Below are 22,471 nucleotides of genomic sequence, written 5' to 3' on the forward strand. Positions count from 1 at the left end.
CTTTTTTAACTGGAATGCGCTATGTCTACTACCAAACTAACCCGTCGGGAACAACGCGAGCACGCGCAGCGATTCATTGATACGCTGGCGGGTACCGCTTTTCCTAATTCACGCCGCATCTATGTTCACGGCTCACAAGCGGATATCCGCGTCCCGATGCGTGAAATTCAGCTCAGCCCAACTCTCGTCGGCGGCGATAAAGATAACCCCCGGTACGAAACCAACGAACCGATCCCGGTGTATGACACCTCCGGGCCGTATGGCGACCCGGATATTAGCATTGATGTCCGCCAGGGGCTGGCAAAGCTGCGCCAGCCGTGGATCGACGCGCGTAACGACTGCGCGCCGCTCAGCGAACGCAGCTCGGCCTATACCAAAGCGCGGCTGGCCGACGACGGTCTCGATGAGCTGCGCTTCAGCGGCCTGCTGACGCCCAAACGCGCCGTCGTTGGCAAATGCGTTACCCAGCTGCACTACGCCCGCCAGGGGATAGTCACCCCGGAGATGGAGTTCATCGCCATTCGCGAAAACATGGGTCGCGAACGTATCCGCAGCGAGGTTCTGCGCCAGCAGCACGCAGGTGAAGGCTTCGGCGCCCACCTACCGGAAAACATCACCCCCGAGTTCGTTCGCGATGAAGTGGCCGCCGGACGCGCCATCATCCCCGCCAACATCAACCACCCGGAGTCTGAACCGATGATTATCGGCCGCAACTTCCTGGTGAAAGTGAATGCCAATATCGGCAACTCGGCGGTGACCTCTTCCATCGAAGAAGAGGTCGAGAAACTGGTCTGGTCAACCCGCTGGGGCGCCGACACGGTGATGGACCTCTCCACCGGCCGCTATATCCACGAAACCCGCGAGTGGATCCTGCGCAACAGCCCGGTGCCGATTGGTACCGTGCCGATTTACCAGGCGCTGGAGAAGGTCAACGGCATCGCCGAGAATCTCACCTGGCAAGTCTTCCGCGATACCCTGCTGGAACAGGCCGAGCAAGGCGTCGACTACTTCACGATTCACGCCGGCGTACTGTTGCGCTACGTCCCGATGACGGCGAAGCGCCTGACCGGTATCGTCTCGCGCGGCGGCTCAATCATGGCTAAGTGGTGCCTGTCGCATCATCAGGAAAACTTCCTCTACCAGCATTTCCGCGAAATCTGCGAAATCTGCGCCGCCTATGACGTGTCGCTGTCGCTGGGCGATGGCCTGCGCCCCGGCTCCATTCAGGATGCCAACGACGAGGCGCAGTTTTCCGAGCTGCGCACCCTCGGCGAACTGACGAAAATCGCCTGGGAATATGACGTGCAGGTGATGATTGAAGGCCCTGGCCACGTGCCGATGCAGATGATCCGCCGCAATATGACCGAACAGCTGGAGCACTGCCACGAAGCGCCATTCTACACCCTGGGGCCGCTCACCACTGATATCGCGCCGGGCTACGACCATTTCACCTCTGGTATCGGCGCGGCAATGATCGGCTGGTTCGGCTGCGCCATGCTGTGCTATGTCACGCCGAAAGAGCATCTCGGCCTGCCCAACAAAGAGGATGTCAAACAGGGGCTGATTACCTACAAAATCGCCGCCCACGCCGCCGACCTCGCGAAAGGCCATCCCGGGGCGCAGATCCGCGACAACGCGATGTCAAAAGCGCGTTTTGAATTCCGCTGGGAAGACCAGTTCAACCTCGCGCTCGACCCGTTCACCGCGCGGGCCTATCACGATGAAACCCTGCCGCAGGAGTCCGGCAAAGTCGCCCACTTCTGCTCCATGTGCGGGCCGAAATTCTGTTCGATGAAAATCACTCAGGAGGTCCGCGACTACGCCGCGAAGCAAAGTATCGAAGCCGGCATGGCCGATATGTCGAATAACTTCCGCGCCCGCGGCGGCGAAATCTACCTGAAACAGGAGGAAGCCTGATGTATCAACCTGATTTTCCACCCGTCCCGTTTCGTCTCGGACTCTACCCGGTGGTGGACAGCGTGGCGTGGATTGAGCGCCTGCTCGAAGCTGGGGTACGTACCCTTCAGTTACGCATCAAAGACCGGCGCGACAGCGAAGTTGAGGATGACGTGATCGCCGCCATCGCCCTTGGTCGCCGCTATCACGCCCGACTGTTCATTAACGATTACTGGCAACTGGCGATTAAGCACCAGGCCTATGGCGTGCATCTCGGACAAGAAGATCTGGAAACCACCGATCTGAGCGCTATCCGCCAGGCCGGGCTGCGTCTTGGCGTCTCTACTCACGATGATATGGAAATTGATGTCGCCCTTGCGGCGCGCCCCTCTTACATCGCGCTAGGTCACGTCTTCCCGACGCAAACCAAACAGATGCCTTCCGCGCCGCAGGGCCTCGAGCAGCTTGCCAGACATATTCAACGCCTGGCGGATTACCCCACCGTGGCGATCGGCGGAATTAGCCTGGAAAAGGCGCCGGGGGTACTGGCGACCGGCGTCGGCAGCATCGCGGTGGTCAGCGCCATCACCCAGGCGGCGGACTGGCGGGCAGCGACCAACCAACTGCTGGCGCTGGCGGGAGCGGGCGATGAATGATCACGACTTTATGCGCTATAGCCGCCAGCTGCTGCTGGAGGATATTGCCATCGAAGGGCAGCAGAAGCTGTTAGCCAGTCGAGTGCTGATTATCGGCCTTGGCGGGCTGGGCTCCCCGGCGGCGCTCTATCTGGCCGGGGCTGGCGTCGGGACGCTGACCCTGGCCGATGACGACGCGGTGCATCTCAGCAACCTGCAACGGCAGATCTTGTTCACCAGCGCGGATATCGATCGGCCAAAAGCCGCAGCGGCACAGACCCGGCTCAGCCAGCTAAACCCGCAGATCAAACTGGTAGCGCTCCAGCAGCGCTTAAGCGGCGAGGCGCTCCGCGCCGAAGTGGCGAAAGCGGACGTGGTGCTGGACTGTACCGATAATATGGTCACCCGCCAGGCGATCAATGCCGCCTGTGTGGCCCTCGATACCCCGTTAGTGACCGCCAGCGCCGTGGGCTTCGGCGGTCAGCTGATGGTGCTCACCCCGCCCTGGACGCAGGGCTGCTATCGCTGCCTGTGGCCGGAAAGCGATGAACCGCAGCGCAACTGCCGCACCGCGGGGATCGTCGGCCCGGTGGTCGGCATGATGGGCACCCTGCAGGCGCTGGAGACAATTAAGTTGCTCAGCGGCATGGCGACGCCGCGCAACACCCTGCGGCTGTTCGACGCCCGCACCAGCAACTGGCGCGCCCTTGCGCTACAGCGTTCCCGGAGCTGCCCGGTGTGCGGAGGGCGGCATGCAGATCTGGTTTAACGACGAGCCGCTGGCGTGCGCCGACAATCTCAGCGTCAGCGCCCTGCTGACCCAGCTCGAACAGCAGCAGCCTGGCGTTGCGCTGGCGCTCAATCAACACATCCTGCCGCGCGACCGGTGGGAAGATCATCTCTTGCAGGAAGGCGATCGGGTCCTGCTTTTTCAGGTTATCGCTGGAGGCTGACATGTTACATATTGCAGACAAAACGTTTGAATCCCATCTTTTCACCGGTACCGGCAAATTCGCCGCCCCGGAGGTGATGGTCGAGGCGATTCGCGCCTCGGGCAGCCAGCTGGTAACCCTGGCGATGAAGCGCGTCGATTTACGCCAGCGCAATGACGCCATCCTCGCCCCGCTGCTGGCGGCGGGAGTCAGCCTGCTGCCGAATACCTCGGGCGCCAAGACGGCGGAAGAGGCGGTGTTTGCCGCCCGTCTGGCGCGGGAAGCCCTGGGTACCCACTGGCTGAAGCTGGAGATCCACCCGGACGCCCGCTGGCTGCTGCCCGACCCGATTGAAACCCTGAAAGCGGCGGAGCTGCTGGTCCGCGAAGGGTTCGTGGTGCTGCCCTACTGCGGCGCCGATCCGGTGCTGTGTAAACGACTGGAAGAGGTGGGCTGCGCGGCGGTGATGCCGCTGGGTGCGCCGATCGGCTCCAATCAGGGGCTGGAAACCAAAGCCATGCTGGAGATTATTATCGAGCAGGCGACGGTCCCGGTGGTGGTCGACGCCGGGATCGGCGTCCCGAGCCATGCGGCGCAGGCGCTGGAGATGGGCGCGGACGCGGTGCTGGTCAATACCGCCATTGCCGTCGCCGACGACCCCGTGGCCATGGCCCGCGCCTTCCGTATGGCGATCGATGCCGGATTACTGGCGCGTCAGGCCGGACCGGGGGCACGCAGTACGCAGGCGCAGGCCACCAGCCCGCTCACCGGATTCCTGGAGGCGCTGGCATGAAAACCTTTAGCGATCGCTGGCGGCAGCTGGAGTGGGACGATATCCGCCTGCGCATCAACAGCAAAACCGCCGCCGACGTCGAACGGGCGCTGGCGGCCAAACAGCTCACCCGCGATGATATGATGGCCCTGCTCTCGCCTGCCGCGGCCAATTACCTTGAACCGCTGGCCCAGCGCGCGCAGCGCCTCACCCGGCAGCGCTTCGGCAATACCGTCAGCTTCTACGTGCCGCTGTATCTCTCCAACCTGTGCGCTAACGACTGCACCTACTGCGGCTTCTCGATGAGCAACCGCATTAAGCGCAAGACGCTGGATGCCGCCGAGATTGCCCGCGAGTGCGCCGCGATCCGCAACCTGGGCTTTGAGCATCTGCTGCTGGTGACCGGCGAACATCAGGGTAAGGTGGGAATGGATTATTTCCGTCGGCACCTACCGGCTATCCGCAGCCAGTTTGCCTCGCTGCATATGGAGGTGCAGCCGCTGGCGACTGAAGAGTATGCCGAGCTGAAAACCCTGGGGCTCGACGGGGTGATGGTCTATCAGGAGACCTATCATGAAAGCATGTACGCCCAACACCATCTGAAAGGAAAAAAGCAGGATTTCTTCTGGCGGCTGGATACGCCGGATCGCTTAGGCGCGGCGGGGATCGACAAGATCGGCCTTGGCGCGCTCATCGGCCTTTCCGACAGCTGGCGAGTGGACTGCTTTATAGTCGCTGAGCACCTGCTGTGGCTGCAGCAGCGCTACTGGCGCAGCCGCTATTCGGTCTCCTTCCCGCGCCTGCGTCCCTGCGCCGGCGGTATTGAACCGGCTTCGCTGATGGATGAGCGACAGCTGGTGCAAACTATCTGCGCCTTCCGCCTGCTGGCGCCAGAGGTTGAGCTGTCGCTATCCACCCGCGAATCACCCTGGTTCCGCGACCGGGTGATCCCGCTGGCGATCAATAACGTCAGCGCCTTCTCTAAAACCCAGCCCGGCGGCTACGCCGACGATCATCCGGAGCTCGAGCAATTTGCCCCGCACGACGATCGCCGCCCTGAAGAGGTCGCCAGCGCGCTGGCCGCCCGCGGCCTGCAGCCGGTATGGAAAGACTGGGATAGCTGGCTGGGACGCGCTTCGCAAACCTCATGATGTACAGTGTAAACGCCTTATAATTTTGCGCGCCTGCACGAGAGATGAAAAACGGAGGCTGGCCCGCCCGACGCCGTTTTTCTATTCTGCCCTGGTCAGCAGCGGACGCTGACCAGGGCGAACCTTTTCTTCCTCATTTTCGCCCTGCCTCTCCGCGCTGAGCAGAGGCCTGCACATTATCGCCGAATATAAATCACGATACATGAAGGCCTCAGAGTTATAATTGAGCAATAGTGAACTGATTCGATCGGCAGGCGTCCCAGACGCAACCTGCGTTCGGACCCATGGTTTATACATCCGGGACGATTAACGATTCATGGCTCTACACAACAGAAAGCTCTCTTTTACGACGCCGATCGTCGTGGGGTTTGCCGGTATTTTGCTCAGCTTTATGCTGATCGCTATTTTTGTGACTCTGGCGCAACAGAAAGATTTTCTCGAAGATTATCACGATATTAACCGCAATTTTACCCATAACCTCGCGATCAACTATACGGAAACCCTGCTGCGGGAAAATGATTTTATCCTCGGGCGCGCAGCCGCCTTCTTTGCCCGCAATGACGAACTGAATCGCGCAGTCAATGTGGAGCCGGAGAAAGGGTTAACCACGCTGATGCAGTTACAGAACATGATGCCAAGCGTCTCATCCATCTCGCTGGCGGATACCGAGGGCCACTATCTGCGCGCCCCGGAGGTGCTGGAAAACGAAGACAGCCGGGCTTTCGATCCCAAAACGCGGCCCTGGTTTATCAAACAGGCGGAAGCCAGCACCTTCAGCCACTACACCAGTCCGTATATGGATTATTTCACCCACCATCCGACGATTACCATTTTCAAACCCATCATTACCCCGGAAGGGAAACTCAAGGGCAGCCTGGCCTTTCATCTCGATCTCACCTCCATGGGGTTCGCGCTGCGCCAGATGGTGGCGCCCGTACAGGGGGAATTTTTTGTGGTGCAACGGGATGGCAAAGTGGTCCTGCACTCCGACCCGGGCGCGCTGTTTAAACCCTTCGTCAGGGACGAGCTGATGGATAAAATGACCAGCGGAGAGGGGCAGCTTTACGATCCCGGGAGCGACACCTGGTATTACTATTACTCCTTTACCAATCCCGACTGGTTTGTGATTTTCCGTGTCGATAACGCCACCCTGGTCAATCTGACACGTCATGAGACCAATTTAGTGATCGGCGGTTTCACTCTCGCAGCGATCATTATTATCCTGTTCGGTCTTTATCTGCGTCATGCTTCCCGTACCGTGCTGATGAATATCATCAATGCGATTAAAACCGGTGACGTCAAACGCGCCCCGCGCCTTGAGGCGATGCTGAGTAAAGCGATTGAAACTAATAAACAGCGCGAACTGTCCTACGTCCGCCAGGCGACCATCGACGCTCTCACCGGCTGCAAAAACCGCCGCGCCTTCGACAGCGATATTGCCGCCCTGATGAACGATCACCAGCCGTTCGCCCTCGCGCTGGTCGATATCGATAACTTTAAATCGATCAACGACACCTGGGGCCATCTCAATGGCGATATCGTCCTGCGTAACGTCGCTCGCGAAGGGCTACAGGTCCTCCAGCCGCTGGAGATATCTCTCTATCGCTACGGCGGCGAAGAGTTCGCGGTGGTCTTTCCTGCCGAACATATCGATAACGCCCGCACGCTGCTGGAAACATGGCGGGTAAACGTCGAACGACGCACCTGGCGCGAAGATGGCCTGACGGTCACCTTCAGCGCCGGCCTCGGGGAATGGAATATGGAGCCACTGGATAAGCTGGTGGTGAGCGTCGATGAAGCGCTGTACAAAGCCAAACAGCAGGGTAAAAACCGTATCCTGCGCGCGTAAGACTTCAGCGCCGCCACCGCCCACTTCGGTGGGCTTTTTTATTTTTTCCGGAAAAAATGAAACCGGTTTCAATTATTGTGTGATGCCTTACACACAATCACGGTAAAGCGGTTGTCGCATCGCCAGGGCCGCGATAAAGATAAGATATCACGGAACACAAGGGCCACTGACTATGAAGAATATCGTTTTGTGCTGTGCCGCCGGTATGTCTACCAGCATGCTGGTTCAGCGTATGCAAGATGCCGCGCAGAAGAAGGGTGTTGAGGTCTCTATCAAGGCCGTACCGGTCGCTGAGTTTAAAGATAATCTGGCCGCCGCCGACATTATTTTGCTCGGCCCGCAGGTGAAATATGAGCAGGCGAAGCTGCAGGCGCTGGCCGACCCGTTCGGCAAGAAGGTCGCCGTGATCGATATGATGGACTACGGCATGATGAAAGGTGATGCCGTTCTGGATAAAGCCCTTAAGATGCTGGAGTAATCGATGGAAGATTTAGAAACGATCATCATGGAGCTGCTGGTTAACGCGGGTTCCGCACGTAGCGCGGCGCTGACGGCGCTACAGCTGGCGCGAAAAGGCGATTTTGTCGCCGCGGAGCAGGCCATGGCTGAATCCCATGAGTTCGTCAAACATGCGCATAAAATTCAGACCCAGCTTATCGGCATGGATGAAGGCAGCGGTAAATTGCCGGTCAACCTGATCACCGTGCATTCCCAGGACCATCTGATGAACGCTATGGTCATTCAGGATCTGGCGACCGACATGATTGAACTCTATCGTCGTCTGCCCCTCGCGCAATAATCTCACGGATTTAACGGGCGTCGCTGCCGGCGCCCGTCCTTCTTACAGAAAGCCGTACATCGCCGCGAATATCCAGCCAAACACGCAGGAGACGCCGACGCCGATGAGCCCGGGCAGGATAAAGCTGTGGTTAATCACAAAGCGGCCGATATGGGTGGTCCCTGAGCGATCAAACTGGATCGCCGCCAGATCGCTTGGGTAGGTCGGCAGAATATAGTAGCCATAGCAGGCCGGCGCAGAAGCCACGATATAGGCCGGGTCGACGCCGATGGCCAGGGCTACTGGCACAATCGCCGCCAGCGCTGCCGCCTGGGAGTTCACAAATTTCGAAACCAGTAGCAGCACGATGGCATAAGCCCACGGATACTCTTTTACCATTTCACCAAGCACGCCTTTAATCTCGGTCATGTGCGCGCCAAACATGGTCTCCGCCATCCACGCGATGCCGTACACCGCGACGATAGCGATCATTCCCGAACGAAAGACCTCATTTTTGGAAATCGATGCCGGGTTAGTTTTTGTAATGATGATGATCAGCGCTCCGGAGAGCAGCATAAACATCTGGATAACCAGCACCATCGACAGTGGTTTACCGTCAAAGGCCGGGCGCAGTTCAGAAAAAGCGCCAAGCAGCGCCACCACGGCGATAGAGGCCAGAAAAATCCACATTGCTATCCAGTTGCTGGTCGGCAGGTTTTTGTCCAGCAGGGTCGCCGTATCGCCATAGACGTAATGGCGGTTCTCCGGGAGCGCAATAAACGCCTGGAAGGCTTCGTCCTGATCCAGGTCTTTGCCGCGGAACCAGCTGAAGATACCGATGGCTAAAATACCCAGCAGCGTGGACGGAATGGTTATCGCCAGCAGATCGAGAAACTCCAGGTGTTTCCCGTTAAAGGTAAAATTTCCCAGCATCGCCACCAGCGATACCACCGCCACCGAGACCGGGCTGGCGATGATCCCCATCTGAGCGCCAATGGAGCTGGCGGCCATCGGACGCTCCGGACGAATGTTATTCTTAATCGCCACATCGTAGATAATCGGCAGGATGGTATACACCACGTGGCCGGTACCGCAGAGGATGGTCAGCGTGCAGGTGACGAAAGGCGCCACGATAGAAACATATTTCGGGTTACGCCGCAGCAGCTTCTCGGCAATCTGCAGCATCACGTCTAACCCGCCGGACGCCTGCAGGGTCGCCGAGGCGGCTACCACTGCAATGATCACCAGCATCACATCAACCGGCGGTTTGCCCGGCTGGAGATGAAAAACAAAGACGAGGATCACCAAACCGATGCCGCCCAGCAGCCCCAGCGCAATCCCCCCTTTTCGGGCACCATAAAACAGACAAATTAATATAATAATGAGTTGTATCGCGAATTCCATGCAGCCCCCAGAGCCTGTCCACTCAGATCTAAAAATGATCCCTACCTGCCTCTCGGGATTATTTCTGCGCCAGACCGGGAGAAGCATGAGATGCGGCTATCCCTCTCCAGCGCCGTCGCGCCGAAGATACAGCAACAGAAGTAATCCCATGATTCATCAGGTATTTTGAATATATACCCTTTGAATTGATTATTTTTTGATATGAGTAGAAGTTTTACCCATACATAAAGAAAGGTTTTAGAAAAAGGCTTCTAATAGATATTTTGCATGAATTAATTGCTAAGAAAATGAAGATTTAATATGTCGTAAATGTAATTAATGGCCGGGAAAGCGGCGAAAAATAGACAATAAAAAAAGCCGGTCAGGAAACCTGACCGGCTTTTTAGCAGTGCATCAACGATTAATCGTTGTCAGAACCGCCCAGACCTGCGTTCAGCAGCTCTGCCAGGTTGGCAGACGCTTCTTCCACGCTCACCTGCGGTGCCGCCGGCAGCTCGCCAGCAGCGCGACGGCGCATACGATCCTGGTGATACGCATAACCGGTACCGGCCGGGATCAGACGACCTACGATGACGTTCTCTTTCAGACCGCGCAGTTCGTCGCGTTTGCCCGCAACGGCTGCTTCGGTCAGCACGCGAGTGGTCTCCTGGAACGATGCCGCGGAGATGAAGGACTCGGTGGCCAGAGACGCTTTGGTGATACCCAGCAGATCGCGGGAGAACGTTGCGCCCACTTTGCCGTTCGCTTCCAGTTCGCGGTTCGCGATCTTGACGCGGGAGTATTCCACCTGCTCGCCTTCGAGGAAGTCGGAGCTGCCTGCGCTTTCGATGGTGGCTTTACGCAGCATCTGACGAACGATAACTTCGATGTGCTTATCGTTAATCTTAACGCCCTGCAGACGGTATACGTCCTGGACTTCGTTAACAATGTAACGGGTCACAGCATGTACGCCACGCAGACGCAGAATGTCGTGCGGTGCTTCCGGACCGTCGGAAACCACATCGCCACGTTCCACACGTTCACCTTCGAACACGTTGAGCTGACGCCATTTCGGGATCATCTCTTCGTACGGCTCGCTACCGTCTACCGGGGTGATAACCAGGCGACGTTTCCCTTTGGTTTCTTTACCGAAGGAAATGATACCGCTGATTTCAGCCAGGATAGCCGGCTCTTTCGGACGACGTGCTTCGAACAGGTCCGCAACACGCGGCAGACCACCGGTGATATCCTTGGTACCGCCGGATTCCTGCGGAATACGCGCCAGGGTGTCACCCGAGCTGATCTGTACGCCATCTTCCAGCTGAACAATCGCTTTACCCGGCAGGAAGTACTGAGCAGGCATATCAGTGCCTGGGATCAGAACGTCGTTGCCCTGAGCATCAACAATTTTCAGTGCTGGACGCAGATCTTTACCACCTGCGGTACGTTCTGCAGAGTCCAGAACCACCAGCGAAGACAGACCGGTCAGCTCGTCAGTCTGACGAGTAATGGTCTGGCCGTCGATCATGTCAGTGAAACGGATGAAACCGCTAACTTCGGTGATAACCGGCATGGTGTGCGGATCCCAGTTTGCGACGGTTTCACCGCCGGCAACCTGCTCACCGTCGCCTTTCGCCATAACCGCACCGTAAGGTACTTTATAGCTCTCTTTAGTACGACCGAATTCGTCGATCAGCTTCAGCTCGGTATTACGGGAAGTGATAACCAGCTTACCACTGGAGTTCACAACCGACTTCGCGTTGCTGAGCTTGATGCTACCTTTGTTTTTCACCTGGATGCTGGATTCAGCAGCCGCACGAGATGCCGCACCACCGATGTGGAACGTACGCATCGTCAGCTGTGTACCCGGCTCACCGATGGACTGTGCCGCGATAACGCCGATAGCCTCACCTTTGTTGATGAGGTGGCCACGCGCCAGGTCACGACCATAGCAGTGCGCGCAGACGCCAAAGTCGGTGTCACAGGATACAACGGAACGCACTTTGACGGAGTCAACGGAGTTCGCTTCCAGCAGGTCACACCAGTGCTCATGCAGCAGCGTGTTGCGTGGAACCAGAATATCCGCGGTACCCGGCTTCAGAACATCTTCCGCAGTCACACGACCCAGTACGCGATCGCGCAGCGGCTCTTTAACGTCGCCACCTTCGATAACCGGCGTCATGGTGATGCCTTCCAGGGTGCCGCAGTCGTCTTCAGTGACGACCAGGTCCTGCGCAACGTCAACCAGACGACGAGTCAGGTAACCGGAGTTCGCTGTTTTCAGTGCGGTATCCGCCAGACCTTTACGAGCACCGTGGGTGGAGATGAAGTACTGGAGTACGTTCAGACCTTCACGGAAGTTCGCGGTGATCGGCGTTTCGATGATGGAGCCATCCGGCTTCGCCATCAGACCACGCATACCAGCCAGCTGACGAATCTGTGCCGCAGAACCACGCGCACCGGAGTCGGCCATCATGTAGATGCTGTTGAAGGAAACCTGCTGCTCTTCCTGACCGTCACGGTTAATCACGGTTTCGGTTTGCAGGTTATCCATCATCGCTTTGGATACACGATCGTTCGCCGCAGCCCAGATATCGATAACTTTGTTGTAGCGTTCGCCCGCGGTCACCAGACCGGACTGGAACTGTTCCTGAATCTCAGCAACTTCCGCTTCCGCTTCGCTGATGATTTCGTATTTTTTCTCCGGGATGACCATGTCATCGATACCAACGGATGCACCTGAACGCGCTGCGTAAGCAAAGCCGGTGTACATCGTCTGGTCCGCAAAAATAACGGTCGGTTTCAGACCCAGAATACGGTAACAGGTGTTCAGCATCTTGGAGATCGCTTTCTTACCAAGCGCCTGGTTCACGATAGAGAACGGCAGACCTTTCGGTACGATCATCCACAGAATGGCACGGCCAACGGTCGTGTCTTTCAGGCTGGTTTTCGCGACAAACTCACCATTGTCGTCTTTTTCGTATTCAGTGATACGCACTTTAACGCGCGCATGCAGAGAGGCCAGGCCGGCGCGATAAATACGCTCAGCTTCTTTCGGGCCAGTCAGCACCATGCCTTCGCCTTTGGCGTTAACACTGTCACGGGTCATGTAGTACAGACCCAGTACAACGTCCTGAGACGGAACGATGATTGGTTCGCCGTTCGCCGGGGACAGGATGTTGTTGGTAGACATCATCAGCGCACGCGCTTCCAGCTGGGCTTCCAGCGTCAGCGGTACGTGAACAGCCATCTGGTCACCATCGAAGTCGGCGTTGTATGCCGCACAAACCAGCGGGTGCAGCTGGATGGCTTTACCTTCGATCAGAACCGGTTCGAATGCCTGAATACCCAGACGGTGCAGGGTTGGCGCACGGTTCAGCAGGACCGGGTGTTCGCGGATAACTTCGTCCAGGATATCCCAAACGACAGCTTCTTCGCGCTCAACCATCTTCTTAGCGGCTTTGATGGTGGTGGCCAGGCCACGCAGTTCCAGCTTGCCGTAGATGAACGGTTTGAACAGCTCCAGCGCCATTTTCTTCGGCAGACCGCACTGATGCAGACGCAGGTATGGACCTACGGTGATAACAGAACGACCGGAGTAGTCAACGCGTTTACCGAGCAGGTTCTGACGGAAACGACCCTGTTTACCTTTGATCATATCGGCCAAAGATTTCAGAGGACGTTTGTTAGAACCGGTGATCGCACGACCGCGACGACCGTTATCCAGCAGGGCGTCAACCGCTTCCTGCAGCATACGTTTTTCGTTGCGTACGATGATATCCGGCGCAGCCAGATCCAGCAGACGTTTCAGACGGTTGTTACGGTTGATCACGCGACGATACAGATCGTTGAGGTCAGACGTCGCGAAACGACCACCGTCCAGCGGAACCAGCGGACGCAGATCTGGCGGCAGTACCGGCAGAACGGTCAGGATCATCCACTCCGGCTTGTTGCCAGACTGAACGAAAGCTTCCAGCAGCTTAATGCGCTTGGTCAGCTTTTTACGCTTGGTTTCGGAGTTGGTTTCGTTCAGCTCTTCACGCAGCTGCTCGCATTCCTGCTCCAGATCCATATTGCGCAGCAGCGCCTGGATCGCTTCCGCGCCCATTTTCGCGTCGAATTCGTCACCGAACTCTTCCAGCGCGTCCAGGTACTGTTCTTCCGTCAGAATCTGGTTGCGTTCGAGGTTGGTCATGCCACCTTCGATAACCACATAGGATTCAAAGTACAGTACACGTTCGATATCGCGCAGCGGCATATCCAGCAGCAGACCGATACGGGACGGCAGGGATTTCAGGAACCAGATGTGCGCAGTCGGACATGCCAGCTCGATGTGGCCCATGCGCTCACGACGCACTTTAGTCTGGGTCACTTCAACGCCGCACTTCTCACAGATCACACCGCGGTGTTTCAGGCGCTTGTACTTACCGCACAGGCACTCATAATCTTTTACCGGCCCAAAGATACGGGCGCAGAAAAGGCCGTCACGCTCAGGCTTGAACGTACGGTAGTTAATGGTTTCCGGCTTTTTAACTTCACCGAAAGACCATGAACGGATCATGTCTGGCGAAGCCAGAGCAATTTTGATCGCATCAAACTCTTCGGTTTTAGTTTGCGCTTTCAGAAACTTTAATAAGTCTTTCACGGATTTGCTCCCGTCGGAGTTAGCACATTCCGCTGCCGGGCGTTAACCCGGCAGCAGTGACCTGTTTGAGCGAGAATTACTCGTCTTCCAGTTCGATGTTGATGCCCAGCGAGCGAATTTCTTTCAACAGTACGTTGAAGGATTCCGGCATGCCCGGTTCCATCTGGTGATTGCCGTCCACGATGTTTTTATACATCTTGGTACGACCGTTCACGTCATCAGACTTAACGGTGAGCATTTCCTGCAGGGTGTAGGCCGCGCCGTATGCTTCCAGCGCCCACACTTCCATCTCACCGAAGCGCTGACCACCGAACTGTGCCTTACCACCCAGCGGCTGCTGAGTAACCAGGCTGTAAGAACCGGTGGAACGAGCGTGCATTTTGTCGTCGACCAGGTGGTTCAGTTTCAGCATGTACATGTAACCCACGGTTACCGGACGTTCGAACTGTTCACCGGTGCGGCCATCAAACAGGGTGATCTGACCGGAAGTCGGCAGGTCGCCCAGCTGCAGCAGCTCTTTGATTTCAGCTTCTTTCGCACCGTCGAATACCGGCGTTGCGATCGGCATGCCTTTACGCAGGTTTTCAGCCAGACGCAGAACTTCTTCATCGCTGAAGGTATTCAGGTCAACTTTCTGGCGAACGTCAGCGCCCAGATCGTAAGCACGCTGGATGAATTCGCGCAGTTTCGCGACTTCCTGCTGCTGTTTCAGCATGGCGTTGATCTTATCGCCGATGCCTTTTGCAGCCATACCCAGGTGAGTTTCAAGGATCTGACCGATGTTCATACGAGACGGTACGCCCAGCGGGTTCAGTACGATATCTACCGGCGTACCGTTAGCATCGTGCGGCATATCTTCGATCGGGTTGATCTTAGAGATAACACCCTTGTTACCGTGACGACCTGCCATCTTATCACCAGGCTGGATACGGCGTTTAACGGCCAGATATACCTTAACAATCTTCAGCACGCCCGGTGCCAGATCGTCGCCTTGGGTGATTTTACGGCGTTTCGCTTCGAGTTTTTTCTCGAACTCGTGTTTCAGTTCGTCATACTGCTCAGCCAGCTGTTCCAGCTGATTTTGTTTCTCTTCGTCGGTCAGGCCCAGTTCCAGCCAGCGATCGCGAGGCAGCTTGTCGAGCTTCTCAGCTTCAACGCCACCGGAGACCAGCACCGCGTAGATACGACTGAACAGACCGGCTTCGAGGATCTGCAGTTCTTCAGACAGGTCTTTTTTGGCCTGCTTCAGCTGCATCTCTTCGATTTCCAGAGCACGTTTGTCTTTTTCTACGCCGTCACGGGTGAAGACCTGAACGTCGATAACGGTACCAGAGACACCGTTCGGTACGCGCAGAGAAGAGTCTTTAACGTCAGACGCTTTCTCACCGAAGATCGCGCGCAGCAGTTTCTCTTCCGGCGTCAGCTGGGTTTCACCTTTCGGCGTTACCTTACCAACCAGAATGTCGCCGCCGGTCACTTCCGCACCGATATAAACGATACCGGACTCATCCAGTTTAGAGAGCGCAGCTTCACCCACGTTCGGGATATCAGCGGTGATCTCTTCCGGCCCCAGCTTGGTGTCACGGGACACGCACGCCAGTTCCTGAATGTGGATAGTGGTGAAACGGTCTTCCTGGACAACACGCTCGGAAACGAGGATGGAGTCTTCGAAGTTGTAACCGTTCCACGGCATGAACGCTACACGCATGTTCTGACCCAGCGCCAGCTCACCGAGGTCGGTGGACGGGCCGTCTGCCAGCACGTCGCCGCGCTCAATAGGTTCGCCCAGGGACACGCAAGGCATCTGGTTGATGCAGGTGTTCTGGTTAGAACGGGTGTACTTGGTCAGGTTATAGATGTCGATACCTGCTTCGCCCGGGTACATCTCGTCTTCGTTAACTTTGATAACGATACGGGAAGCATCCACGTACTGAACGGTACCGCCACGTTTAGCCACGGCAGTAACACCGGAGTCAACGGCAACAGCACGTTCCATACCGGTACCAACCAGCGGCTTATCAGCGCGCAGAGTCGGAACCGCCTGACGTTGCATGTTCGCACCCATCAATGCACGGTTGGCGTCATCGTGTTCCAGGAACGGGATCAGGGACGCACCGACGGATACCACCTGCTGGGTGGATACGTCCATGTAGTCAACCTGGTCGCGGCTGAACAAGCTGGATTCGCCTTTGCTACGGCAGGTAACCAGATCTTCTACGAAGTGGCCGTTTTCATCCAGGTTGGAGTTCGCCTGAGCGATAACGTAGTTGCCTTCTTCGATAGCAGACAGGTAGTGAATTTCGTCAGTAACCACACCGTTGGTCACTTTACGATACGGCGTCTCAAGGAAGCCATATTCGTTGGTCTGCGCGTACACGGACAGGGAGTTAATCAGACCGATGTTCGGACCTTCAGGCGTTTCGATCGGACATACGCGACCGTAGTGGGTCGGGTGTACGTCTCGAACTTCGAAGCCTGCGCGCTCACGGGTCAGACCGCCTGGGCCGAGTGCGGAGATACGACGTTTGTGCGTAATCTCAGACAGCGGGTTGTTCTGGTCCATAAACTGAGACAGCTGGCTGGAACCAAAGAACTCTTTCACTGCTGCGGAAATCGGCTTGGCGTTGATCATATCCTGAGGCATCAGGGTATCCAGATCGCCAAGAGACAGACGCTCTTTCACCGCACGCTCTACACGTACCAGGCCAACGCGGAACTGGTTTTCCGCCATTTCGCCAACGGAACGGATACGACGGTTGCCGAGGTGGTCGATATCGTCCACTTCGCCTTTACCGTTACGGATATCGATGAGCTTCTTCATCACTTCGATGATGTCGTCTTTGCTCAGGATACCGGAACCTTCGATTTCGTCGCGCAGCAGAGAACGGTTGAACTTCATACGACCAACCGCGGACAGATCGTAGCGGTCTTCAGAGAAGAACAGGTTCTCAAACAGACTTTCAGCGGCTTCACGAGTCGGCGGCTCGCCAGGGCGCATCATGCGGTAGATTTCTACCAGCGCGCTCAGACGATCGTTAGTCGGGTCGACGCGTACCGTTTCAGAGATGTACGGGCCGTGGTCCAGATCGTTGGTGAACAGCGTTTCGATACGCTTGTGGCCAGACTGGCTCAGCTTAGCCAGCAGATCCAGGCTCAACTCCATGTTCGCCGGGCAGATCAGTTCGCCAGTCGCTTCATCGATATAGTCTTTAGCCGCCACTTTGCCCGCGATATATTCAACCGGCACTTCGATATGCTTGATATCGTCTTTTTCCAGCTGACGGATATGACGAGCCGTGATGCGACGGCCTTTCTCAACGTACACTTTGCCGTTGGCTTCGATATCGAAGGAGGCAGTTTCACCGCGCAGACGCTCTGGAATCAGCTCCATCTGCAGCTTGTTGTCGCGAATTTCAAAGACCACTTTTTCGAAGAACAGGTCAAGGATCTGCTCAGTGGTGTAATTCAGCGCGCGCAGGATGATGGTAGCCGGCAGCTTACGACGACGGTCGATACGAACGAACAGGTTGTCTTTCGGGTCGAATTCGAAGTCCAGCCAGGAACCGCGGTAAGGGATGATACGTGCGTTATACAGAACCTTACCGGAGGAGTGGGTCTTACCTTTGTCACTGTCAAAGAAGACGCCCGGGCTACGGTGCAGCTGAGAAACGATAACACGCTCGGTACCGTTGATAACAAAGGTACCGTTGTCGGTCATGAGCGGAATTTCGCCCATGTAGACTTCTTGTTCTTTAATGTCTTTGACGGTGCCTTCTGGCGCTTCGCGCTCGTAGATCACCAGACGCAGTTTTACGCGCAGCGGTGCAGAATAAGTCACGCCACGGATCTGACATTCTTTAACGTCAAAAACCGGTTCGCCCAGACGGTAGCTGACGTATTGCAGCTCGGAATTACCGCTGTAGCTCTGAATCGGGAATACGGAACGGAAAGCAGCTTCCAGACCATACTGCCCTTCAGGATCTTGCTCGATAAACTTCTGGAACGAGTCAAGCTGGATAGAAAGGAGATATGGCACATCCAGAACTTGTGGACGTTTACCAAAATCCTTACGAATACGTTTTTTCTCGGTATAGGAGTAAACCATAGGGTTCCTCAGCTCGCTGACAAGTCGACCCATCTGCCCGCAGAGGGCAGTTTTTTATGCAACACTATTTTGTTGACCGGAAAATGGAACACTTTCCGCAATGCCTGTTGCTATCACGCTTAAACCATTTCATTGCGATTTACACAGCCCAGGAACCCTAACCTGTCGCAGTATATTAAGTCGTCGATAGAAACAAGCATTGAGAGGCAAACCAGTAGTCAAACAGCGTGAAACGCTACTGGCGCCTTACAGCGCAAAAAGGCTGGTGACCAAAAAGTCACCAGCCTCAGCCTGATTTCTCAGGCTGCAACCGGAAGGGTTGGCTTATTTAACTTCAACTTCAGCGCCAGCTTCTTCCAGAGATTTTTTCAGAGCTTCAGCGTCGTCTTTGCTGATGCCTTCTTTCAGTGCAGCCGGAGCAGATTCTACCAGGTCTTTAGCTTCTTTCAGACCCAGGCCAGTTGCGCCACGTACTGCTTTGATAACAGCAACTTTGTTAGCGCCAGCAGCTTTCAGAATTACGTCGAATTCAGTTTTTTCTTCAGCAGCTTCAACCGGGCCAGCAGCTACAGCTACAGCAGCAGCAGCGGAAACACCGAATTTTTCTTCCATTGCAGAGATCAGCTCAACAACGTCCATTACGGACATAGCGGATACTGCTTCAATGATTTGATCTTTAGTGATAGACATTTAAATTGTTCCTGAATATCAGAATAAGTTTATACGTAAGCGAATGCTTTACAAAGATAACTGCGATTAAGCAGCTTCTTTCGCATCGCGTACAGCAGCCAGAGTACGAACCAGTTTGCCAGCCGAAGCTTCTTTCATGGTTGCCATCAGGCGTGCAATTGCTTCTTCGTAGGTCGGCAGAGTTGCCAGGCGGTCGATCTGCGACGCCGGGATCAGCTCACCTTCAAAGGCAGCGGCTTTGACCTCAAATTTTGCATTCGCTTTCGCGAACTCTTTGAACAGACGAGCAGCAGCGCCCGGGTGTTCCATAGAGTATGCAATCAGGGTCGGACCAACAAACGTGTCTTTCAGGCACTCGAACTGAGTACCTTCAACGACGCGGCGCAGCAGGGTGTTACGAACAACACGCATGTATACGCCAGCTTCACGACCTGCTTTACGCAGTTCAGTCATTTTATCTACAGTTACGCCACGGGAATCCGCAACTACTGCAGACAGCGCGCCTTTGGCTACTTCGCTGACTTCAGCAACAATCGCTTGTTTGTCTTGAAGATTTAAAGCCATTAGCTTTGCTCCTGGATGTTTGCCAGAGCCTATGCTCTGGAACTCACTTCACTCAATTCAACGAAAAGAGCGTCTAAATACGGTGAGCAGAAACAAGCCAGAATATCCAAAAATAATCTTAGCGTTCTGTCACCGTCTACGCAGGGGATTAAGTTTCTTGCGAAACACCTGCGGTCTTCGACGGAGGCCTGGATAGGCCAGGCTCCAACGAACAAATTCTTCCTATGACTTCGTCCTTCGAACCGCAGCGGCGTTAGCTGCTCTCGTTCACACCGGTCATGTAGTTAACTACACTCCCGGTGATTCACTCGATTGCTGCCTTGCTGCAATTCAAATGACTCGCATAGCGTCTGTCTTATTGACAGAATCGTGGGGGTAAGATTGTAGACAAAATCACCGCCCACGTAAAGGCATTAGTTTGCAGAAGCGTTCAGGCCAGCCTGATCTACTGCAACACCTGCACCCATAGTGGTGGAGATGCTAACTTTCTTGATGTACACGCCTTTCGCCTGAGTCGGTTTTGCTTTTTTCAGCGCAACCAGCAGAGCTTCCAGGTTTTCTTTCAGTTTGTCAGCGTCAAAGTCCACTTTACCGATGGTGGTGTGGATGATGCCGTTTTTGTCGTTACGGTAACGAACCTGGCCTGCTTTCGCGTTTTTAACCGCTTCAGCAACGTTCGGAGTTACGGTACCTACTTTCGGGTTCGGCATCAGGCCACGCGGACCCAGAACCTGGCCCAGCTGGCCAACAACGCGCATTGCATCCGGGGAAGCAATAACAACGTCAAAGTTCATTTCGCCTTTTTTGATCTGCTCAGCCAGATCTTCCATACCTACCAGCTCAGCGCCTGCAGCTTTAGCAGCTTCAGCGTTTGCGCCCTGGGTAAATACGGCTACGCGAACGGAACGGCCAGTACCGTGCGGCAGTACAGTTGCGCCACGGACGTTCTGGTCAGATTTACGAGCGTCGATGCCGAGGTTAACGGCAACGTCTACGCTTTCGGTAAATTTAGCGGTGGCCAGCTCTTTCAGCAGAGCAATGGCTTCGTTGATGTCGTACTGTTTAGTTGCATCAACTTTCTCACGGATCACGCGCATGCGCTTGGTCAGTTTAGCCATTTCTTAGTCCTCCACTACCAGGCCCATGGAACGTGCAGTACCTTCGATGGAGCGAGTCATCGCTTCAATGTCGGCACCAGTCATGTCGGCAGCTTTGGTCTGCGCGATTTCCTGCAGCTGAGCGCGGGAGATTTTACCCACTTTATCTTTGTTCGGCTTACCGGAACCAGACTTGATGCCTGCAGCTTTCTTCAGCAGAACAGCAGCCGGCGGAGTCTTGGTAACAAAGGTAAAGGAACGGTCAGCGTAAACGGTGATAACAACCGGGATCGGCAGACCTTTCTCCAGGGAATCAGTTTTGGCGTTGAACGCTTTGCAGAATTCCATGATGTTCACGCCCTGCTGACCCAGTGCTGGGCCGACCGGCGGGCTCGGGTTCGCCATACCAGCTGCAACCTGCAGCTTGACGTAGGCTTGGACTTTCTTAGCCATTCTTAAATCCTCAAAATGGGTATTAACGCTTCAGAGAAGCTCCCCGTGATTAAACATCGTTTTACGGGCCGGGCCCATAAAAACAAAAGGCGCGAAATTGTATGCCAATTTCGCGCCCTATGCAACGATTAAATCGCTGCTTTTTTGATCGCCGGCTTACGCCTTCTCAACCTGGCTGAAGTCCAGTTCTACCGGGGTCGCACGACCGAAGATAGAAACGGAAACTTTCAGGCGGGACTTCTCATAGTCCACTTCTTCCACCACGCCGTTAAAGTCAGCGAACGGACCGTCGTTAACGCGAACCATTTCACCCGGTTCAAACAGCGTTTTCGGACGCGGCTTATCGCCAACCTGCTGCAGACGATTCATGATGGCGTCGACTTCTTTGTCGCTGATCGGCGCCGGACGGTCAGAGGTGCCGCCGATGAAGCCCATCACGCGCGGTACGCTGCGCACCAGGTGCCAGCTTGCGTCGTTCATGACCATCTGAACCAGGACATAGCCCGGGAAGAATTTACGTTCGCTTTTGCGACGCTGGCCGCCACGGATCTCAACCACTTCTTCGGTCGGGACCATGACTTCGCCAAATAACTCTTCCATGTTGTGTAATTTGATATGTTCACGCAGCGACGTGGCTACGCGACCTTCAAAACCGGAAAACGCCTGAACGACGTACCAGCGCTTTTTAGGAGCTTCAGACATCTCAGAACCTCAGGCCAGTGATAAAGGAGACCAGGCGAACCAGAATACCATCCAGTCCCCACAGGATCAGTGACATTACTGCAGTCACGGCAGCAACAATCAGCGTAGTATGCAGCGTTTCCTGGCGAGTCGGCCAAATCACTTTACGAACTTCGGTTCTCGCTTCGCGAGCAAAAGCAACGGTCGCCTTACCTTTCGTCGTCAACAGCGCGACGCCACCGGCAGCAGCAATAAGAATAACCACGGCCAGCGCACGCACCGCCAGCATAATGTCACGATAAAGGAAGTTGCCCACGATCGCCACGATCAGCAGCACGGCAACGATAATCCACTTCATCGCTTCCAGGCCGCGCCCGCTCCCTTGAGCTTCGGTATTCGCACTCATAAACCAACCTGTCAGAAGTATTCTACAAACAATTTCACCCCGCGGGGGCGAGGCGATCCAAACCGAAATTAAGTTTCGGATTATACACTTAACTATTCAAATTGCTTCAATGTTGACGGTGGTGTCACCCCTGCCCTGCTGTTGCAAAGAAGGAGTTGAATAGCCGTCGCCCTGAGGCTCGAATGGTTTGGTGTATAAACGCCCTCTTCAGAGCCTGTCTCAGCAATGATTATGACAAATAAAATCACTGATGAGCCAGGTTCTGGTGTGAAAGCGTGCAAAAAGGGCATCAAATGATGCCCTTTTATTGCGCATTGCGTCAAATGTTATCAGCGATTAGCCGAGAACTTTAGCAACCACGCCCGCGCCAACGGTACGACCGCCTTCACGGATTGCGAAACGCAGACCGTCGTCCATCGCGATCGGGTGGATCA

General features: G+C 55.5%; 19 protein-coding genes. 9 read left to right on the top strand and 10 right to left on the bottom strand.

Features of this window, described 5'->3' with window-relative positions:
- The first annotated feature begins 21 nt into the window (after positions 1–21).
- The 9 genes from thiC to RRF55_RS24990 all read left to right on the top strand — a co-directional run bounded on the left by thiC (position 22) and on the right by RRF55_RS24990 (position 8,034).
- Positions 22–1,917: a phosphomethylpyrimidine synthase ThiC gene (gene thiC / locus RRF55_RS24950; protein WP_009485012.1), complete on the top strand. Its 1,896-nt coding sequence runs from the start codon at positions 22–24 to the stop codon at positions 1,915–1,917.
- Positions 1,917–2,552 carry a thiamine phosphate synthase gene (thiE, locus tag RRF55_RS24955; RefSeq protein ID WP_004146300.1) on the top strand — a complete coding sequence of 212 codons (636 nt, stop codon included), beginning with the start codon at positions 1,917–1,919 and terminating at the stop codon, positions 2,550–2,552. The genes thiC and thiE overlap by 1 nt, the downstream gene beginning before the upstream one ends.
- Positions 2,545–3,300, top strand: a complete 756-nt coding sequence (gene thiF, locus RRF55_RS24960) for a thiazole biosynthesis adenylyltransferase ThiF (protein ID WP_004177871.1) — start codon at positions 2,545–2,547, stop codon at positions 3,298–3,300. Before thiE ends, thiF begins: the two co-directional genes overlap by 8 nt.
- Complete coding sequence (thiS, locus tag RRF55_RS24965; RefSeq protein ID WP_002884183.1) at positions 3,284–3,484, top strand: sulfur carrier protein ThiS; 201 nt, start codon at positions 3,284–3,286, stop codon at positions 3,482–3,484. The genes thiF and thiS overlap by 17 nt, the downstream gene beginning before the upstream one ends.
- A 1-nt stretch (position 3,485) precedes the next feature.
- Positions 3,486–4,256 carry a thiazole synthase gene (gene thiG / locus RRF55_RS24970; protein WP_025862010.1) on the top strand — a complete coding sequence of 257 codons (771 nt, stop codon included), beginning with the start codon at positions 3,486–3,488 and terminating at the stop codon, positions 4,254–4,256.
- Entirely contained in the window at positions 4,253–5,386 is a 1,134-nt protein-coding gene (thiH, locus tag RRF55_RS24975) for a 2-iminoacetate synthase ThiH (RefSeq protein ID WP_004212852.1), read from the top strand. Before thiG ends, thiH begins: the two co-directional genes overlap by 4 nt.
- Positions 5,387–5,702: 316 nt before the next feature.
- Positions 5,703–7,235, top strand: a complete 1,533-nt coding sequence (locus RRF55_RS24980) for a sensor domain-containing diguanylate cyclase (protein WP_004171439.1) — start codon at positions 5,703–5,705, stop codon at positions 7,233–7,235.
- A 172-nt stretch (positions 7,236–7,407) separates the two neighbouring features.
- Entirely contained in the window at positions 7,408–7,713 is a 306-nt protein-coding gene (locus RRF55_RS24985; RefSeq protein ID WP_002884150.1) for a PTS sugar transporter subunit IIB, read from the top strand.
- Positions 7,714–7,716: 3 nt separating this feature from the next.
- Complete coding sequence (locus RRF55_RS24990; protein WP_002884149.1) at positions 7,717–8,034, top strand: PTS lactose/cellobiose transporter subunit IIA; 318 nt, start codon at positions 7,717–7,719, stop codon at positions 8,032–8,034.
- 42 nt (positions 8,035–8,076) lie between these two features.
- Here RRF55_RS24990 and dcuB read toward each other — a convergent pair whose 3' ends face one another.
- The 10 genes from dcuB to RRF55_RS25040 all read right to left on the bottom strand — a co-directional run.
- On the bottom strand, positions 8,077–9,417 hold the full coding sequence (gene dcuB / locus RRF55_RS24995; protein WP_019705857.1) for an anaerobic C4-dicarboxylate transporter DcuB: 1,341 nt from the start codon (positions 9,415–9,417) through the stop codon (positions 8,077–8,079).
- 400 nt (positions 9,418–9,817) lie between these two features.
- Positions 9,818–14,041 carry a DNA-directed RNA polymerase subunit beta' gene (gene rpoC / locus RRF55_RS25000; RefSeq protein ID WP_002884146.1) on the bottom strand — a complete coding sequence of 1,408 codons (4,224 nt, stop codon included), beginning with the start codon at positions 14,039–14,041 and terminating at the stop codon, positions 9,818–9,820.
- Between the two features lie 76 nt (positions 14,042–14,117).
- Positions 14,118–18,146, bottom strand: a complete 4,029-nt coding sequence (gene rpoB / locus RRF55_RS25005; protein WP_004152306.1) for a DNA-directed RNA polymerase subunit beta — start codon at positions 18,144–18,146, stop codon at positions 14,118–14,120.
- Positions 18,147–18,470: 324 nt separating this feature from the next.
- Positions 18,471–18,836 carry a 50S ribosomal protein L7/L12 gene (gene rplL, locus RRF55_RS25010; RefSeq protein ID WP_002884142.1) on the bottom strand — a complete coding sequence of 122 codons (366 nt, stop codon included), beginning with the start codon at positions 18,834–18,836 and terminating at the stop codon, positions 18,471–18,473.
- A gap of 66 nt (positions 18,837–18,902) precedes the next feature.
- Complete coding sequence (rplJ, locus tag RRF55_RS25015; protein ID WP_001207203.1) at positions 18,903–19,400, bottom strand: 50S ribosomal protein L10; 498 nt, start codon at positions 19,398–19,400, stop codon at positions 18,903–18,905.
- Positions 19,401–19,813: 413 nt separating this feature from the next.
- Positions 19,814–20,518, bottom strand: coding sequence for a 50S ribosomal protein L1 (gene rplA / locus RRF55_RS25020; RefSeq protein WP_002884036.1), 705 nt, complete (start codon positions 20,516–20,518; stop codon positions 19,814–19,816).
- Positions 20,519–20,521: 3 nt separating this feature from the next.
- The gene (gene rplK, locus RRF55_RS25025) at positions 20,522–20,950 is read right to left on the bottom strand and encodes a 50S ribosomal protein L11 (protein WP_002884034.1); all 429 of its coding nucleotides are present in this window, start codon (positions 20,948–20,950) and stop codon (positions 20,522–20,524) included.
- Positions 20,951–21,106: 156 nt separating this feature from the next.
- Positions 21,107–21,652 carry a transcription termination/antitermination protein NusG gene (gene nusG / locus RRF55_RS25030; RefSeq protein ID WP_001287521.1) on the bottom strand — a complete coding sequence of 182 codons (546 nt, stop codon included), beginning with the start codon at positions 21,650–21,652 and terminating at the stop codon, positions 21,107–21,109.
- A 1-nt stretch (position 21,653) separates the two neighbouring features.
- Positions 21,654–22,037, bottom strand: a complete 384-nt coding sequence (gene secE, locus RRF55_RS25035) for a preprotein translocase subunit SecE (RefSeq protein ID WP_002883772.1) — start codon at positions 22,035–22,037, stop codon at positions 21,654–21,656.
- A gap of 336 nt (positions 22,038–22,373) precedes the next feature.
- Positions 22,374–22,471: elongation factor Tu (locus RRF55_RS25040; RefSeq protein WP_072082015.1), on the bottom strand; the 98-nt coding region annotated here is incomplete at its 5' end.

Source organism: Klebsiella sp. K47, assembly GCF_051858335.1.
Lineage (GTDB): Bacteria > Pseudomonadota > Gammaproteobacteria > Enterobacterales > Enterobacteriaceae > Klebsiella > Klebsiella pneumoniae.

What these genes read in the sequence shown, in the direction of transcription:
- thiC (WP_009485012.1), top strand. Translation starts at nt 22, where the DNA reads ATGTCTACTACCAAACTAACCCGTCGGGAACAACGCGAGCACGCGCAG.
- thiE (WP_004146300.1), top strand. Translation starts at nt 1,917, where the DNA reads ATGTATCAACCTGATTTTCCACCCGTCCCGTTTCGTCTCGGACTCTAC.
- thiF (WP_004177871.1), top strand. Translation starts at nt 2,545, where the DNA reads ATGAATGATCACGACTTTATGCGCTATAGCCGCCAGCTGCTGCTGGAG.
- thiS (WP_002884183.1), top strand. Translation starts at nt 3,284, where the DNA reads ATGCAGATCTGGTTTAACGACGAGCCGCTGGCGTGCGCCGACAATCTC.
- thiG (WP_025862010.1), top strand. Translation starts at nt 3,486, where the DNA reads ATGTTACATATTGCAGACAAAACGTTTGAATCCCATCTTTTCACCGGT.
- thiH (WP_004212852.1), top strand. Translation starts at nt 4,253, where the DNA reads ATGAAAACCTTTAGCGATCGCTGGCGGCAGCTGGAGTGGGACGATATC.
- RRF55_RS24980 (WP_004171439.1), top strand. Translation starts at nt 5,703, where the DNA reads ATGGCTCTACACAACAGAAAGCTCTCTTTTACGACGCCGATCGTCGTG.
- RRF55_RS24985 (WP_002884150.1), top strand. Translation starts at nt 7,408, where the DNA reads ATGAAGAATATCGTTTTGTGCTGTGCCGCCGGTATGTCTACCAGCATG.
- RRF55_RS24990 (WP_002884149.1), top strand. Translation starts at nt 7,717, where the DNA reads ATGGAAGATTTAGAAACGATCATCATGGAGCTGCTGGTTAACGCGGGT.
- dcuB (WP_019705857.1), bottom strand. Translation starts at nt 9,417, where the DNA reads ATGGAATTCGCGATACAACTCATTATTATATTAATTTGTCTGTTTTAT.
- rpoB (WP_004152306.1), bottom strand. Translation starts at nt 18,146, where the DNA reads ATGGTTTACTCCTATACCGAGAAAAAACGTATTCGTAAGGATTTTGGT.
- rplL (WP_002884142.1), bottom strand. Translation starts at nt 18,836, where the DNA reads ATGTCTATCACTAAAGATCAAATCATTGAAGCAGTATCCGCTATGTCC.
- rplJ (WP_001207203.1), bottom strand. Translation starts at nt 19,400, where the DNA reads ATGGCTTTAAATCTTCAAGACAAACAAGCGATTGTTGCTGAAGTCAGC.
- rplA (WP_002884036.1), bottom strand. Translation starts at nt 20,518, where the DNA reads ATGGCTAAACTGACCAAGCGCATGCGCGTGATCCGTGAGAAAGTTGAT.
- rplK (WP_002884034.1), bottom strand. Translation starts at nt 20,950, where the DNA reads ATGGCTAAGAAAGTCCAAGCCTACGTCAAGCTGCAGGTTGCAGCTGGT.
- nusG (WP_001287521.1), bottom strand. Translation starts at nt 21,652, where the DNA reads ATGTCTGAAGCTCCTAAAAAGCGCTGGTACGTCGTTCAGGCGTTTTCC.
- secE (WP_002883772.1), bottom strand. Translation starts at nt 22,037, where the DNA reads ATGAGTGCGAATACCGAAGCTCAAGGGAGCGGGCGCGGCCTGGAAGCG.